Raw genomic sequence first — 14149 nt, forward strand, 5'->3', positions numbered from 1 at the left:
TAAAGTTGAAGTCGTATCAGCTGCTTGGCTGACAATGCCCTAAGGCCCGTTGGATATGCCTGAACGCCAGGGTGAGCTCGTCCGCAATGGATTGGGCTCGCCTCGTGGGGATGAGAGCGTTGTGCTCTCGAACAAACAGCGGATCACCGAAGTAGACACGCAACTTCGCTAAGGTATTACTCACCGCTGGCTGAGTGACCTTAAGCCGTTCAGCTGCGCGGCTCACACTGTGCTCGTGACAAACCAACCAAAAAGCCAGGAGATTGTTGAGGTCTATGTCATGTAGCAAATCGGCATCAACGACCATGAGCTTTGGCCATCGGAGTGAAACTCCCGAAGCTGAGAGTGGCGCCGTTCTGAATCAGGTCATCGAGAAGCTCGGCCATTGCCTCGCCGTCAAATGAGCTCTCCATCAACGCCTTACTTTCCCAATAGCCGTTGAGCCACCAGCGATGCTCGTCTTGAGAGCTCCGGGCGAGCACATAGTCATGGCAACCAGGAGATCTCTGGAGACGCAGGACATGTTCCTGAGCGTACTCAGCAAAAACGTCACTACGGCATTCTGGCAACTGGATTTCGATGGTGTTGACGCATTCGATGGCCATAGCTCGACCCCGCTTTGTGAGATAGCGCGAATCTAGCCCTGGACTAGGGGAGCGACTACCACGCGGAAACGAAATATGCCTATGAGGCTGGTTCATCAATAGCGCAAAACCAGCGATTTTCCTGGCCTACAGCTACGTGAGCAGAGAGGGGGATACAATTTGAAAAGATTGGTGGGTTTGAGCAAGCACGTCAAGGGCCGCACAAAGCAGCGATTGGTCTAAAAAATGGACGCGCCTACAACTTGGTCACCACACGCCACGCGGGCCTCAAACTGCGCCCGCGTGAGATCAAATACAAGAAGTTATTTTTCAGACATCGACAGAAGACCATCGTCCAGCCGGCCACCTTGGATGTGAATAGACGCCTGCTGCGTATCGATTTCACGCAAATCGGAGTCCGTCAGTTCCAGGTCGACTGAAAGAATGTTCTCGGTTAAGTATTCAATTTTGTCCATGCCAGGGATTGGGACGATCCAAGGTTTCTGGGCGAGCAGCCAGGCCAACGCGATCTGCACCGGGCTGGCATGCTTCCGCGCAGCAATGGATCGAAGCATCTCAACCACAGGCATGTTAGCTCGGATGGCCTCTTGGGTGAAACGAGGGAAGCCAGCTCGAAGATCTGTAGAACTATCAAATTTCGTGTTGGCGGTAATGGTACCCGTCAAAAAACCAGTACCAAGAGGGCCCCATGGGACAAAGCCAATACCCAGTTCCTCACAAACCGGGATCACCTCCGCCTCGGGCTCGCGCGTCCAGATCGAATACTGATTCTGAACAGCCGCCACGGGATGAACTGCATGCGCTTTTCGGATGGTAGATGCACCCACCTCCGAAAGACCATAGTGAAGCACTTTGCCCTCCCTGATGAGGTCTTTCAACGTCCCAACAACATCTTCAATTGGGACATTGGGATCTACGCGATGCTGGTAGAAAAGATCTATGTAGTCGGTCTTCAAACTGATCAGCGAGGCTTCGGCCACAGCGCGGATGGTCTCCGGACGGCTGTCGGTACCCACAATCCCACCGTTCTCCAGCTTGAATCCAAATTTGGTTGCGATTATCGCTCGTTCGCGTCGCCCAACCAGGGCTTCACCGAGAAGCCGCTCATTGGTATATGGCCCATACGCTTGAGCGGTATCGAAAAAGTTGATCCCCCGATCCTGGGCGGCATGGATCACCCGAACGCCATCGTCCTGGCTAACTGCCTTGCCCGTGCCGAAGCTCAAATTCATGACCCCCATGCCCAGTGCAGAAACCTCAAGGCCACTGTTACCCAATTTGCGCATCTTCATGCCATCACCCTCTGTCGTCGGCGGTAAACTTGATGAGTTGAGTGTGGCTCCCGAGGCGATATCGCTCTACCCGAGCCTTGCCCGACCTATCGTGATTTTGCTTTTATCTTTTGACTGCATTTCCTAACCCGAGTGATGGTCATGAACACCAAACCCGTCCCTGAGATGACGTCGGCTAACCGCCTAGACAGCTATCCCGCAGGCACGAAAATCAGCTCGACTCAGGGCGTCGCGTGGCAGGACGTACAGATGTCCAAGTTCGCTCTAACCACTGTGTCGGAAACCTTCACGATGCCAGCGGTCATTGAGCCCCTGATCGTCTGGGTGACATCAGGGATTGCAGATACCTGCGAACGAGCCGAGAACGGAGAATGGGCCAGAACTCGAATCAGCGAAGGGTCACTGTTCATCACTGCAGGAGGCGCCCCTTACGAGTTCAGTTGGACACGGCTGAGCGCCGAGCCTGTCGAGGTGGTGATGGTGCTACTAGACTTGGCTCTTTTCGAGGAGGTACTGCAGTCGGTTTTTGGCGAGAGGGCCAACCAGGCGATGCTTCATGATGTCTCCGGCGTGGCCGATGAAGCTCTAGTGTCACTCCTGCAGCTGCTACGAGCGGAATCAGAACGCTCGGACGCAAATCGACTGCTCACTCGAGGAGTCGCCCAGGCCATATGTGTCCACCTCGCTCGTCAGTATGTAGAAGTAGATGCAGGAGCTCATAAATCAGCCCCCGCTCTACCCCTTCACAAACTACGTCGCATCACGGCCTGGATGACCGACAACCTAGCCGAACCGTTCAGTCTGGGGGCCCTAGCTCAACAGGCAGGCATGAGCGAGCATCACTTCAATCGACTCTTCAAACGAGCCATTGGACTAGCCCCCTCGCAGTACCAGATAAAGCTCCGCCTGGAGGAAGCCAAACGAATGCTGCGAGAAACCGACAAAAGCATCGTTGCCATTTCTAATGAGATCGGCTACGCAAACCCTAGCCACTTTTCACATCTGTTTCGCAAAGAGTCCGGGCTGTCACCTAGCGACTACAGGCGTCAACGCTAGCGACGATTGGTTTGGCCACAGCAGCCAGCTAATGCTGATTTCAACGCCTCCCCTGAAAACAGCGGGGAGGATGCCTCAGGGCAGTTAGCTCATTGAGGAGTCAACGTGAGTGCCGAACGTGTTTTTCCTATTGCCATGCTGACGAAGCGCTGCGCGACCAGCTGGAAAAGCAGCTAGCGATGCTCAAGCGCCAAGGCTGGACGTCTCCTCCTGCCCCCCGCTAGAGAACTTCACCAACGCCCCGCAGCAATCTCAACCCCGCCCGCCCCGCCTTGGCAAACGTGACCTGACCACTACAACGCACTTCTTCGACCTCACCATCATTGTCAGCATCAGCACTAACCCGATTGGCCAACCCTTCGAGTGAGCCAGAGCACGAAACCTGCCAAGTTTCGCCGGCTATCCAGAGCTGCTCGCTGAACGACCACCCTCCATCTAGCTCAGCTGAAAATGGCTCAGACCCTGTCGCGCGCTCTACTGCTTCTATGAAGCCCTTATCCGAAAGGATAACGTCCTGAAGCTCCCGCGCGACGTAGTCATCAAGAAAGTTTGAAAGATCCGGAAACACGCCGTCTCGACACTCGACAATAGCGTCGATGAAGTCTTGAACGATGAAGGCCTGCATCACCTCAAGCTCAGTCAGCCTAGAGGTACCGCCGTCGTAATCAAGGACGATGACCTCAGCATCAACCAGGTGACATTTCAGACTCTCATTGCCCTCTTCAACCACCAAGGCAGCATATGTCCTGTATCCCAGGAACGCGGCAACGATCTCCAGCGCAATGCCGTGCTGGACTTTGATGCCCTTGAGGGCGAGAGATTTTTTGGCTGCAAATGCAGCGGCCTTGACGAAGTCAGTCATCCAAGAAATACCAGGAAAGTGTCGCTGCGCTGGGCGTTTTGTCACTAGCGAATAACCGGGAATTCCGGAATGCGATAGCAGGATTGAAGCGGGGTATAGCGATCTCTTTTTCAAGCCGACCAGAGCTTTGGCGGAGAGCCGAAAGAGATCATATCGAACGGCTCGAAATGGTACAAGCCTATGAATCCTATGCTCTGGGGCGGATCTGGAGCAGATTTTGTTGCGAGTGCGGCTTTCCACGACCCTGATCCGATAGTTGAGTTCGGTGATGACACACGGTGCGTTTTGGAAAACCTTGAGCGTATTTCCGATTTTTCTTTGCTGCCCCTCTGATCCGAACTTCTTATGCCGCCGAACACGGCTACTAACTAGGCCGTAAAAGCAAGCGGAGCGCGCAGGCCAGGAAGGCCGAAGGCGTAAAGGATGTCAGCCCGACAGGGCCGAGACTGGGCGGAACGCCAAGGCTCGGTTTACGACAGCCTGGCCGCGAAGCGGCGCGCCCTAGCCCATAACGCGGCTTAAAAAATACATTCATGTCTGCACTCATTCCCCCGGAACCCATCGCCCGTGCGGAACCGGAACAGGTATCCTTTCAACCTGAGCCGAAGACTTGGGGTGGGATGGTGTCGAATCAAGACGAACGACTTCAGCAGGTAGCTGATTACATAGAAGCCATCAACCAGGCTGAAGCGGAAAGAACGCCCCAAGAATTGGCGGCCCTCCAAAGAATGGCGAACGAGACGCTCTCTCCTCCACCTCCTATCGACAGGTCAACCATCGAAGCCATCAAGTCTTTCCAGGAAAGCTATGCGGGCACCCAGGCTCTATTAGAAAATGCCCGAGTGACTAGCTCTCTGCTTCACTCCCATGGTGCTTCCCTTAGGCAAATCCGGGAATTCGCGGACAAGGCCATTGCACCTGCAACTGCAGCGATGCGTGCGATGGATAGCCTTTATCCGAGCAAGCAGATTGAAGCCATCATGCGACTAACCTCCGGCCCGCTATTTCAGCCGGAAGGTGATGCCGCGCCCGTCGATCCGCGGCATGATCGCCCGCACCTACTTCTACATGAGCAAGCAGTACAACCTGCGCCTGTCCAAACAGGACCGCCAACTGTTCGAAGCCTGGAACAAGACCTACCCGCCGCAAGCCTGGGAGCAGCAACGCAACCAACAGGTCGCCTGCGTGATGGGGCGAGGAAACGCGTTCGTGGGGCCGGTCAACCTCAAGGCGTGCGGTTGATCCTCAGGCCAGCGCCTGTAAATAGGCACTGGCTTGGCGATAACGGGCCAGCCGCGCCAGGTCGGCGGGGCCCGGGCAAGGGATGCGCGAGAGGTCGCTGTTGTCGGCCAGATCGGCCAGCTTGACGGTGCGCGCCAACGGATCTTCGCCCAGGCGCACCACGAAATCCTGGTAAGGCTCGCCTTCGCGGCGGCTAAGCGCCAGCAACGCAGCCAGGATTTTCAGCGCGAAGCCCTCACGCGCCAGGTCGGACAGGGTCAGCGGGGTGTCTTCGATCACATCGTGAAGCACCGCCACAATCCGCTGCTCAGGTGTGGAAACCCGCATCATCACGCGTAACGGGTGGAGGATATAAGCCGCCCCACCCTTATCGTATTGCCCTTCATGCGCCCTGGCGGCCACGGCAATGGCCCGCTCCAGTGTAGACATGAGGCCCTCCCCGTTTGGCAGCTACCACCCCAAGCATAGCCAAACTTGTGTGAACAGCGCCTGACACAAGCCTTGGCCGCGGCGCCACTGTACTGGCTTAGGCTCTGTACGATAAGCCTTGATACTTGGTCATGCTGCGTCTCAAGACTTCTCGAACAGACCCTAGCGTGCTGCGCCGTGCTGGATGACCACCGAATCGGTACCCAGCTTGGCCATCACTTCGTCCCTGCGCGCTTGCGCTTCTTCGCGGGTGGGGAACGGCCCCAGCAGCACCACCGGCTTGCCGTCACGGTACTCCACCGAAGACGGGATGCCCTTTTCGATCAGGCGCGCCGTCATGTCGCTGAGCGCGCCCATGTTGGCGCCCTGCACCACTTCCACGTCCCAACCCTGGGGCGCCGGCTGGTCTGCCAGCGCCTCGGCACGGCGCTGCAGGTCGGCTCCGCCGCAAAGCTCGCGGATACGCAGGTTATTGCCGGTATCGTCGACGATGATGTCGTATTGGCCATCGCGCTTGATCGCCACGTAGCTGCGGTAGGCTTCGTACTGCCCGGCATCGTCCTTGCCGCGGACCTGACCGCAGATGGTGCCCTGGGTGTCAATCCGCACGTTGCCGAACTTGGCGGTCTTGGGGTTATGCAGGTGTTCGGCCACCTGCTTGTGCACGCCTTCGACCTCGTTCTCACAGCCCGCCAGGGCGAGCACTGCCATTACCACAGCCAGTTTGCGCACGCGTGTACCTCCAGATTCGAAGGCGCGGATTCTAGCACGCCGGGTATGCCCCGCACCGCGACCAAACGTTACACGCTGCTTCGGGCGCAAATGCAAAAAGGGCGATCATTTCTGATCGCCCTTTTTCGATTTGGTAGGCACAATTGGACTCGAACCAACGACCCCCACCATGTCAAGGTGGTGCTCTAACCAACTGAGCTATGTGCCTGTCGTGTGGTGCGCATATTAGTGGCCCGATGCGTACCTGTAAAGCTTTTTTTTGAGAAAAATCAAAAACTTTCGAATGAAAGCGCTTTGCGTCCATGCCGCGGTATTCCGGCTCGCGCGGCAATGGACAATGAAAAAAGGGGTGACCCTTTCGGATCACCCCTTTTTCGATTTGGTAGGCACAATTGGACTCGAACCAACGACCCCCACCATGTCAAGGTGGTGCTCTAACCAACTGAGCTATGTGCCTGTCGTGTGGTGCGCATTCTACGCATTACAAAAACCCTGTCAACACTTTTTTTCGCGCTAAGCTACTGAATCTTAAACTCTTTATAAGAGAGGCTGACTGAGGGGGGCCCGTAAAGGATTTTCACCAGACGACTAGCGGGTGTTTATTATTATTGATAGCATCGGTACATTCGTTAAAAATATAAAACACGAGGTTCCTGCAGCATGGCTAACACCCCCTACCCCCAGTCCTACTACGCCGCCTCGGCCAACCCGGTGCCGCCACGTCCGGCGCTGCAGGGTGAGGTGGAAACCGATGTGTGCATCATCGGTGCCGGCTACACCGGCCTGTCCAGCGCCCTGTTCCTTCTGGAGAACGGCTTCAAGGTGAGCATCGTCGAGGCGGCCAAGGTCGGCTTCGGCGCATCGGGCCGCAACGGCGGCCAGATCGTCAACAGCTACAGCCGCGACATTGATGTCATCGAACGCACCGTCGGCCCCAAGCAGGCACAACTGCTGGGCCACATGGCCTTCGAGGGCGGGCGCATCATTCGTGAACGCGTGGCCAAGTACAACATTCAGTGCGACCTGAAAGATGGTGGCGTATTCGCTGCCCTTACCAGCAAGCAGATGGGTCACCTGGAATCGCAAAAGCGCCTGTGGGAACGCTTTGGCCATAATCAGCTGGAGCTGATGGACCAGAAGCGCATCCGCGAAGTGGTTGCCTGCGACAGCTACATCGGCGGCATGCTCGACATGAGCGGCGGCCACATCCACCCGCTGAACCTGGCCCTGGGTGAAGCTGCCGCGGTCGAGTCGCTGGGTGGCATCATCTATGAGCAAACCCCGGCCGTGCGCATCGAACGCGGTGCCAACCCGGTCGTGCATACCCCGCAGGGCAAGGTCCGCGCCAAGTTCATCATCGTTGCCGGCAACGCCTACCTGGGCAACCTGGTACCCGAGCTGGCCGCCAAGTCCATGCCATGCGGCACGCAGGTGATCACCACCGAGCCACTGGGCGAAGAACTGGCACGCACCCTGCTGCCGCAGGACTACTGCGTCGAGGACTGCAACTACCTGCTCGACTACTACCGCCTGACCAGCGACAAGCGCCTGATTTTCGGTGGCGGCGTGGTGTACGGCGCGCGTGACCCGGCCAACATCGAGGCGATCATCCGCCCGAAAATGCTCAAGGCCTTCCCGCAGCTGAAGAACGTGAAGATCGACTACGCCTGGACCGGTAACTTCCTGCTGACCTTGTCGCGCCTGCCACAGGTTGGCCGGATTGGCGACAACATCTACTACTCGCAGGGTTGCTCGGGCCACGGCGTGACCTATACCCACCTGGCGGGCAAGGTGCTGGCCGAGGCCCTGCGCGGCCAGGCAGAGCGTTTCGACGCCTTTGCCGGCCTGCCGCACTACCCGTTCCCGGGTGGCCAGATGCTGCGCGTACCCTTCAGCGCCATCGGTGCCTGGTACTACAGCCTGCGCGATCGCCTGGGCTTCTGATTCAGGCAGGCCTGGCCTCTTCGCCGGCAAACCTGCGCCCACACGGACTGTGCAATAAGCACAAATCCTGTGGGCGCGGGCTTGCCGGCGAAGAAGCCGGCACAGGCAACGCTATTCGTTCAGGCTATTGACCGCCTGCTTCGCCGCAATCTCTTGCCCGGCCTTGGCCAATTCATCCGCAGCATGCAACCACCGCTGGCGATCAACCTGGGCCGGCAGTTGCCGAGGTGGCTGCACCAGCACCGCCCAACTCCCCTGCTTCTCCCATGCCGATGCAAATTCATCGAATGCCATCACCTGCCGCCGGTGCATGCCCGAGCGCAGCAGCACCCGCTGCTTGTAACGGTCATAGCCCATCAACACCGCATAGCGCGGCTCGCTCCACCAGGCCGAACCGTCCTCGTAACGCAGCAGCACCGGGTTGCCCGCTGCCACCTGGGTCAGCAGCGCGTCCAGTTGCTTGTCCAGCGGGTACACCACCCTACCGTAGTCCCGCGCCACACGGGGAATAGCGGTATCCAGCGTTTCGGCGCCCTGAGGCAGGTTGAGCGGCTTATCCAGCAAGCCCGGCGTAATAGGCGCCCCCTGCTGCGACAGCACTGCCGCCAGCGCCATGGCCCCGCTGTGGTTGGCGTTGCCACGGTAGAACGGCACGCTGCTGATCTCGACTCGCTGCGGCAGGCCCTTGAGGTTGCCGGGCGGTGCGCTGGCGCAGCCGGCCAAGGTGGCAGCCAGCAGGCAGGCAGCCAGTAGCCGCCGGGGGGCAGCCTTGAAGGAATGTTGCTCCATGGACACTCGCTTGTTCCAACGCCAGGCAGGCAGCGCCCGGCTCTGGCCACCGATCATAGGTCCGACAGCGGCGCGGGTATAGTCCGACAGCGCCTTGGAGCGAATCGGCCCTAGAGATAGACCATTGTTCGATGGAACGTCACAGACGAAGGGCTAGACTAAAGCAGTGTCTGGAAGGTAAACGCGGCCCAATCAAGCGCTTGCCGCAAAGATGGAGGCACAGATGAGCCTGACCATGGCAATTCTCATGCTGGTAGGCATGTGGCTGAGCGTCGCAGCCGCCATGCTGTGGGGTGTACTGCGTATCGTGCGGCGTCATGCACACCACCTGCCACCGCAGGCACCCGCCAAGCCACAGCCAGTAAGACGGCCGCGGCGGCATGCCGGGGTGAGCTAACCTCAGGATTTCCCGAAGCCCACTGACTGACAAGCCCGCTGCATAGGTATTCGCGTTGCCAGTGCCACGCGAATACCTATGCAGCGGGCTTGTCCGCAAGAGGGGCGCGAGGCGCCCCTTTTTACATCAACCTTCAGCCGCCTCACGCTTCAGACGCGCTCGGCGGGCCAGGATGTTGAGGACCTCGATAGCCGTCGAGAACGCCATGGCCGCATACACATAGCCCTTGGGTACATGGGCGCCAAAGCCTTCGGCGATCAGCGTCATGCCGATCATGATGAGGAAGCCCAGCGCCAGCATGACCACGGTCGGGTTGTCGTTGATGAAGTTGGCCAGCGGGTCGGCGGCCACCATCATCACGATCACAGCCGTGATAACGGCGATAATCATGATGGGCAGGTGCTCGGTCATGCCCACGGCGGTGATGATGCTGTCGACCGAGAAGACGATGTCCAGCAGCAGGATCTGGAAGATCGCCGCAGCAAAGCCCAGGGTCACCGTGGAGGAGACTTTGGCTTCCTCCTTGGCGCCATGCGGGTCGACGTTTTCGTGAATTTCCTTGGTCGCCTTCCACAGCAAGAACAAACCACCGGCAATCAGAATCACATCCTTCCACGAGAAGGCGTTGCCGAACACTTCGAACACCGGGTCGGTCAACTGGACGATCCAGGCCACGGTGCTGAGCAAGGCGAGCCGCATGACCAAGGCCATGCTGATACCGATACGCCGCGCCTTGGAGCGGTACTCCACCGGCAGTTTGTTGGTCAGGATCGAGATGAAGATCAGGTTGTCGATGCCCAGTACAACTTCCATGGCCACCAGCGTAGCCAGGGCAACCCAGGCGGTAGGGCTAGCGGCGAGTTCCAGCAAATATTCCATTGTTCAAATCCTGCAGCAGCGGTTGGGGTCAGATTTCCTGGGTTTCTTCTTTCTTCTCGGCATCCTTGGGCTTCTGCCCTTCGCCGCCGATGGCTTCGCTCAGCGCCTGCTGGGCAGCCTTGTTGGTGTCGTCGATGGCCTGCTTGGCCGACTGCGCGGCCTGGTCGAGCATCTGCTGGGCGGATTTCTCGGCCTGGTCGCAGCCTGCCAGGGTGAACAGGGCCAAAGCCAGCACCAATGGGGTGCCAATGGATTTGAGTTGCAGCATGGTGTCCTCGCTTGAAATAACCCGGCGGCGCATGGCGCCTGATAGCCGTGCATTCTAGAGACGGCAATAGTTCAGGAAAATTCGTATTTTCATGGCATATACTTCGGTTTTTACGAATCGGGACGACCGACGGTGCTTAACTATCGCCAGTTGCATTACTTCTGGGCCGTGGCCAAGACGGGCAGCATCACCCGCGCCAGCCAACAGCTGAACCTCACACCACAAACCATTAGCGGGCAGATCACGCTGTTCGAGCAAACCTACGGCCTGGAACTGTTCCAGCGCGCCGGCCGGCAGCTGGAACTGACAGAAACCGGCCGCCAGGCCCTGGTGTATGCAGAGCAGATGTTTCAGATTGGCAGCGAGCTTGAAGCCATGCTGCGCGCCGGCCCTCAGGAGCAGATCCTGTTTCGTGTGGGGGTGGCTGACGTGGTGCCCAAATCCATTGTCTACCGCCTGCTGGCACCGACCATGGACCTGGAGGAGGTGCTGCGCATCAACTGCCGCGAGGACAAACTTGAGCGGTTACTGGCAGACCTGGCTATCCAGCGCCTGGACCTGGTGATTTCCGACAGCCCCATGCCTAACCACCTGGACATCAAGTGCTACAGCCAAAAGCTTGGCGAGTGCGGGCTGAGCTTCTTCGCCACCCCGGCGCTGGCACAACGGCTTGAAGGGCCTTTTCCAGCTTGCCTGCAGGATTCTCCGCTGCTGGTTCCCGGCCAGGAGACCGTGGTAAGCAGCCGCTTGCTGCGGTGGCTGGGCGAGCAGCAGGTGCAGCCACGGATCGTGGGGGAGTTCGATGACAGTGCCTTGATGCAAGCGTTCGGGCAGTCGGGCAGCGGCATTTTCGTTGCGCCCAGCGTAATCGCCGAGGAGGTGTGCCGTCAGTATGGCGTGCAACTGATCGGGCAGACCGAGGCCGTGCACGAGTCGTTCTATGCCATTTCGGTGGAGCGCAAGGTCAAGCACCCAGGGATCGTGGCGATTACCGAGGGGGCGCGGCGGGAGTTGTTTCACTGGTAGCCATCCAAGCCTGATTGACTAGCAACAAGGCGCGCCGTGCCCACCAGGTGCTCTATGGTAAAGTCCGCCCTTTCCAGATTCCGAGATACCGCTGCACATGACCCCTCTCCTCCGCTTCCTCAACCGCACCAGCCTGGTGACTCAGATCGTCATCGGCCTGCTCGCCGGCATCGCCCTCGCCCTGCTGGCACCTGCCATCGCCCGCGACCTGGCCTTTCTTGGCAAGGTGTTTGTCAGCGCCCTGAAGGCGGTTGCGCCCGTGCTGGTGTTCATCCTGGTCATGGCTTCGGTCGCCAACCATCGTCACGGCCAGGAAACCCACATTCGCCCGATCCTCTGGCTGTACCTGCTGGGCACCTTTGCCGCAGCAGTGGTGGCCGTGGTTGCCAGCATGCTGTTCCCGTCGTACCTGGTACTAAGCACCAGCGAAGCCACGCTGAGCGCGCCAGGCGGCATCACCGAGGTGCTGCAGAACCTGCTGCTGAGTGCGGTAGACAACCCGGTCAATGCCCTGCTCAATGCCAACTTCATCGGCGTACTGACGTGGGCCATCGGCTTGGGCGTGGCCCTGCGCCACGCCGGCGAAACCACCCGTACCGTGGTCGAAGACCTGTCCACGGGTGTAACCCTGATCGTGCGCGTGGTCATCCGCTTCGCCCCGCTGGGCATCTTTGGCCTGGTCAGTTCCACCCTGGCCCAGTCGGGCCTGGACGCGCTGCTCGGCTACCTGCACCTGCTGGCGGTACTGATCGGCTGCATGCTGTTCGTGGCGCTGGTGATGAACCCGCTGATCGTGTTCTGGAAGATTCGCCGCAACCCGTACCCGCTGACGCTTTTGTGCCTGCGTGAAAGCGGTATTACCGCGTTCTTCACCCGCAGCTCGGCCGCCAACATCCCGGTGAACCTGGCGTTGTCGGAACGCCTTGGCCTGCATGAAGACACCTACTCGGTGTCGATCCCGCTGGGCGCGACCATCAACATGGCCGGTGCGGCGATCACCATTACCGTGCTGACCCTGGCCGCCGTGCATACCCTGGGTATCCAGGTGGACCTGCCGACTGCCGTGCTGCTCAGCGTGGTGGCGGCAGTGTGCGCCTGCGGCGCCTCGGGCGTGGCTGGGGGTTCGCTGCTGCTGATTCCGCTGGCGTGCAGCCTGTTTGGCATCCCTAGCGAAATTGCCATGCAGGTAGTGGCGGTGGGCTTCATCATCGGCGTGTTGCAGGATTCTGCCGAAACGGCGCTGAATTCTTCAACCGATGTGCTGTTCACCGCGGCGGCGTGTCAGGCCGAAGAGCAGCGTAACGGCTAAGCGGGCCGGGGCCGCTTTGCGGCCCCAATTGCCTTACGCGATCGCATTACCTACCCTAGTGGCCTTTCCCCAGCCACGAGACAGGGCCATGTCAGAACACGAAACCGCAGGTGAAGGCCGCTTCAACAGCATCGAGGTCCGCGTTCTCGGCTCGCTGATCGAAAAGCAGGCCACCAGCCCGGAAAGCTACCCGCTGACCCTCAATGCCCTGGTCCTGGCCTGCAACCAGAAGACCAGCCGCGAGCCGGTGATGAACCTCACCCAAGGCCAGGTCGGCCAAGCCTTGCGCGCCCTCGAAGGTCAGGGCATGACCCGCCTGCAGATGGGCAGCCGTGCCGACCGCTGGGAACATCGGGTAGACAAGGCACTGGAGCTGGTGCCAGCGCAGTTGGTGCTGATGGGCCTGATGTTCCTGCGGGGCCCGCAAACCCTCAACGAACTGCTGACCCGTAGCAACCGCCTGCACGACTTTGACGACACCGAGCAGATCCAGCATCAGCTGGAGCGCCTGATCTCGCGGGACCTGGCCTTGCACCTGCCACGCCAGGCCGGCCAGCGTGAAGACCGCTACACCCATGCCTTGGGCGACCCGGCGGAAATCGAGGCGATTCTCGCTGCACGGCAGCAGGAAGGCGGCGCGCGCACCAGTGGCGGCAGTGTGTCCGAAGAACGCATCGAGGCCCTCGAAGCCCGCATTGCGGCGCTGGAAGCACGCCTGGCCGAACTGGAAGGCTGAGCCGTCACGGCTCGGGGTCGGGGAAATTGCGGCAGCTCTTGCGCTCGGCCAGCTCCCGGTCAGTGGGGCGCTGGTCGACGAACACAGCGCGACCGTCGGCGTAGATTTCCAGGTAGCCCCAGTGCAGGTCCTGCTCTTGCTGCCCGGGCTGTGGGGGGACTAGCCACCAGGGTTCGCGGCTGATCAGGGTCATCGGTTTGATTCCTGAGGGGTCTGCAGTAAGCATAGACACCTTCAGGTCCTGCTTTGCTTGCACCGGCCCTTTCGCGGGTAAACCCGCTCCTACAGCGGCCTGTGTCCAACCTTCGATGTGTGTCCGCCACCAATCTGCGTAGGAGCGGGTTTACCCGCGAATACGGTGGCGGCGGCGACGGTGAACGGCAGTTGGAGATTGGCCAGCAGGCCCGGCCTCTTCGCGGGTAAACCCGCTCCTACGACGGCCTGTGTCCAGCCCTCGATGTGTGTCTACCACCGATCTGTGTAGGAGCGGGTTTACCCGCGAATACGGTAGCGGCAGCAACGGTGAACGGCGGGTGGTGATTGGCCAGCAGGCCCGGCCACCGACATGTGTCCACCACCGATC

16 protein-coding genes, 2 tRNA genes and 1 pseudogene are annotated in these 14149 nt (G+C 59.6%); 7 read left to right on the forward strand and 12 right to left on the reverse strand.

All coding sequences use genetic code 11. From position 1 onward, the window contains the following. Positions 1–16 precede the first annotated feature (16 nt). The 3 genes from BJQ17_RS32675 to BJQ17_RS25415 form a co-directional block, all read right to left on the reverse strand. The gene (locus BJQ17_RS32675) at positions 17–307 is read right to left on the reverse strand and encodes a LysR family transcriptional regulator (RefSeq protein WP_003250574.1); all 291 of its coding nucleotides are present in this window, start codon (positions 305–307) and stop codon (positions 17–19) included. Further along, positions 297–605 carry a putative quinol monooxygenase gene (locus tag BJQ17_RS25410; protein ID WP_003250571.1) on the reverse strand — a complete coding sequence of 103 codons (309 nt, stop codon included), beginning with the start codon at positions 603–605 and terminating at the stop codon, positions 297–299. Before BJQ17_RS25410 ends, BJQ17_RS32675 begins: the two co-directional genes overlap by 11 nt. Positions 606–907: 302 nt before the next feature. Next, positions 908–1897 carry an aldo/keto reductase gene (locus BJQ17_RS25415; RefSeq protein ID WP_070096815.1) on the reverse strand — a complete coding sequence of 330 codons (990 nt, stop codon included), beginning with the start codon at positions 1895–1897 and terminating at the stop codon, positions 908–910. Between the two features lie 141 nt (positions 1898–2038). On the opposite strand from BJQ17_RS25415, the gene BJQ17_RS25420 reads away from it, so the two are divergent. Further along, a complete protein-coding gene (locus tag BJQ17_RS25420) occupies positions 2039–2953 on the forward strand; it encodes a helix-turn-helix domain-containing protein (RefSeq protein WP_003250567.1) in 915 nt (304 codons plus the stop codon). 220 nt (positions 2954–3173) lie between these two features. On the opposite strand, the gene BJQ17_RS25425 is transcribed toward BJQ17_RS25420, so the two are convergent. After that, complete coding sequence (locus BJQ17_RS25425; protein ID WP_070096816.1) at positions 3174–3815, reverse strand: hypothetical protein; 642 nt, start codon at positions 3813–3815, stop codon at positions 3174–3176. Positions 3816–4823: 1008 nt separating this feature from the next. On the opposite strand from BJQ17_RS25425, the pseudogene BJQ17_RS25430 reads away from it, so the two are divergent. Then, positions 4824–5057: pseudogene (locus BJQ17_RS25430) on the forward strand (endonuclease); the annotation flags it as partial. Positions 5058–5060: 3 nt separating this feature from the next. Here BJQ17_RS25430 and BJQ17_RS25435 read toward each other — a convergent pair. The 4 genes from BJQ17_RS25435 to BJQ17_RS25450 form a co-directional block, all read right to left on the reverse strand. Beyond that, positions 5061–5486 (reverse strand): hypothetical protein, encoded by a 426-nt coding sequence (locus BJQ17_RS25435; RefSeq protein ID WP_003250560.1) that lies wholly within the window; start codon positions 5484–5486, stop codon positions 5061–5063. Positions 5487–5648: 162 nt separating this feature from the next. Continuing rightward, on the reverse strand, positions 5649–6218 hold the full coding sequence (locus BJQ17_RS25440; protein ID WP_014591568.1) for an SPOR domain-containing protein: 570 nt from the start codon (positions 6216–6218) through the stop codon (positions 5649–5651). 131 nt (positions 6219–6349) lie between these two features. Beyond that, positions 6350–6426 (reverse strand) — tRNA-Val (locus BJQ17_RS25445). Between the two features lie 172 nt (positions 6427–6598). Beyond that, positions 6599–6675, reverse strand: a tRNA-Val gene (locus BJQ17_RS25450). A gap of 203 nt (positions 6676–6878) precedes the next feature. Between BJQ17_RS25450 and BJQ17_RS25455 the strand changes: the two genes are divergently transcribed. Beyond that, on the forward strand, positions 6879–8162 hold the full coding sequence (locus tag BJQ17_RS25455; RefSeq protein WP_003250557.1) for an FAD-binding oxidoreductase: 1284 nt from the start codon (positions 6879–6881) through the stop codon (positions 8160–8162). Positions 8163–8273: 111 nt separating this feature from the next. On the opposite strand, the gene BJQ17_RS25460 is transcribed toward BJQ17_RS25455, so the two are convergent. Next, on the reverse strand, positions 8274–9008 hold the full coding sequence (locus BJQ17_RS25460) for a peptidase C39 family protein (RefSeq protein WP_003250555.1): 735 nt from the start codon (positions 9006–9008) through the stop codon (positions 8274–8276). Positions 9009–9174: 166 nt separating this feature from the next. Between BJQ17_RS25460 and BJQ17_RS31820 the strand changes: the two genes are divergently transcribed. Further along, positions 9175–9348 carry a hypothetical protein gene (locus BJQ17_RS31820; RefSeq protein WP_003250553.1) on the forward strand — a complete coding sequence of 58 codons (174 nt, stop codon included), beginning with the start codon at positions 9175–9177 and terminating at the stop codon, positions 9346–9348. A 126-nt stretch (positions 9349–9474) separates the two neighbouring features. Here BJQ17_RS31820 and BJQ17_RS25465 read toward each other — a convergent pair whose 3' ends face one another. Both BJQ17_RS25465 and BJQ17_RS25470 read right to left on the reverse strand, forming a co-directional pair. Next, a complete protein-coding gene (locus BJQ17_RS25465; RefSeq protein WP_003250551.1) occupies positions 9475–10227 on the reverse strand; it encodes a TerC family protein in 753 nt (250 codons plus the stop codon). Between the two features lie 28 nt (positions 10228–10255). Next, positions 10256–10495, reverse strand: a complete 240-nt coding sequence (locus BJQ17_RS25470; RefSeq protein ID WP_003250549.1) for a hypothetical protein — start codon at positions 10493–10495, stop codon at positions 10256–10258. A gap of 132 nt (positions 10496–10627) precedes the next feature. On the opposite strand from BJQ17_RS25470, the gene nhaR reads away from it, so the two are divergent. From nhaR to BJQ17_RS25485, 3 genes are all read left to right on the forward strand, one after another. Further along, a complete protein-coding gene (nhaR, locus tag BJQ17_RS25475; protein WP_070096817.1) occupies positions 10628–11521 on the forward strand; it encodes a transcriptional activator NhaR in 894 nt (297 codons plus the stop codon). A 97-nt stretch (positions 11522–11618) separates the two neighbouring features. Further along, positions 11619–12830 (forward strand): serine/threonine transporter SstT, encoded by a 1212-nt coding sequence (gene sstT, locus BJQ17_RS25480; protein ID WP_003250545.1) that lies wholly within the window; start codon positions 11619–11621, stop codon positions 12828–12830. An 88-nt stretch (positions 12831–12918) separates the two neighbouring features. Continuing rightward, a complete protein-coding gene (locus BJQ17_RS25485; protein WP_070096818.1) occupies positions 12919–13566 on the forward strand; it encodes a YceH family protein in 648 nt (215 codons plus the stop codon). Between the two features lie 4 nt (positions 13567–13570). Here BJQ17_RS25485 and BJQ17_RS25490 read toward each other — a convergent pair whose 3' ends face one another. Further along, positions 13571–13759, reverse strand: coding sequence for a hypothetical protein (locus tag BJQ17_RS25490; RefSeq protein WP_012052901.1), 189 nt, complete (start codon positions 13757–13759; stop codon positions 13571–13573). Between the last annotated feature and the right edge of the window lie 390 nt (positions 13760–14149).

This window comes from Pseudomonas sp. NBRC 111139, assembly GCF_001753955.1.
Classification (GTDB): Bacteria; Pseudomonadota; Gammaproteobacteria; order Pseudomonadales; family Pseudomonadaceae; genus Aquipseudomonas; species Aquipseudomonas alloputida.

What these genes read in the sequence shown, in the direction of transcription:
- sstT (WP_003250545.1), top strand. Translation starts at nt 11,619, where the DNA reads ATGACCCCTCTCCTCCGCTTCCTCAACCGCACCAGCCTGGTGACTCAG.
- BJQ17_RS25465 (WP_003250551.1), bottom strand. Translation starts at nt 10,227, where the DNA reads ATGGAATATTTGCTGGAACTCGCCGCTAGCCCTACCGCCTGGGTTGCC.
- BJQ17_RS25420 (WP_003250567.1), top strand. Translation starts at nt 2,039, where the DNA reads ATGAACACCAAACCCGTCCCTGAGATGACGTCGGCTAACCGCCTAGAC.
- BJQ17_RS25455 (WP_003250557.1), top strand. Translation starts at nt 6,879, where the DNA reads ATGGCTAACACCCCCTACCCCCAGTCCTACTACGCCGCCTCGGCCAAC.
- BJQ17_RS25435 (WP_003250560.1), bottom strand. Translation starts at nt 5,486, where the DNA reads ATGTCTACACTGGAGCGGGCCATTGCCGTGGCCGCCAGGGCGCATGAA.
- BJQ17_RS25460 (WP_003250555.1), bottom strand. Translation starts at nt 9,008, where the DNA reads ATGATCGGTGGCCAGAGCCGGGCGCTGCCTGCCTGGCGTTGGAACAAG.
- BJQ17_RS25490 (WP_012052901.1), bottom strand. Translation starts at nt 13,759, where the DNA reads ATGACCCTGATCAGCCGCGAACCCTGGTGGCTAGTCCCCCCACAGCCC.
- BJQ17_RS25410 (WP_003250571.1), bottom strand. Translation starts at nt 605, where the DNA reads ATGGCCATCGAATGCGTCAACACCATCGAAATCCAGTTGCCAGAATGC.
- BJQ17_RS25485 (WP_070096818.1), top strand. Translation starts at nt 12,919, where the DNA reads ATGTCAGAACACGAAACCGCAGGTGAAGGCCGCTTCAACAGCATCGAG.
- BJQ17_RS32675 (WP_003250574.1), bottom strand. Translation starts at nt 307, where the DNA reads ATGGTCGTTGATGCCGATTTGCTACATGACATAGACCTCAACAATCTC.
- BJQ17_RS25415 (WP_070096815.1), bottom strand. Translation starts at nt 1,897, where the DNA reads ATGAAGATGCGCAAATTGGGTAACAGTGGCCTTGAGGTTTCTGCACTG.
- BJQ17_RS25470 (WP_003250549.1), bottom strand. Translation starts at nt 10,495, where the DNA reads ATGCTGCAACTCAAATCCATTGGCACCCCATTGGTGCTGGCTTTGGCC.
- BJQ17_RS31820 (WP_003250553.1), top strand. Translation starts at nt 9,175, where the DNA reads ATGAGCCTGACCATGGCAATTCTCATGCTGGTAGGCATGTGGCTGAGC.
- BJQ17_RS25425 (WP_070096816.1), bottom strand. Translation starts at nt 3,815, where the DNA reads ATGACTGACTTCGTCAAGGCCGCTGCATTTGCAGCCAAAAAATCTCTC.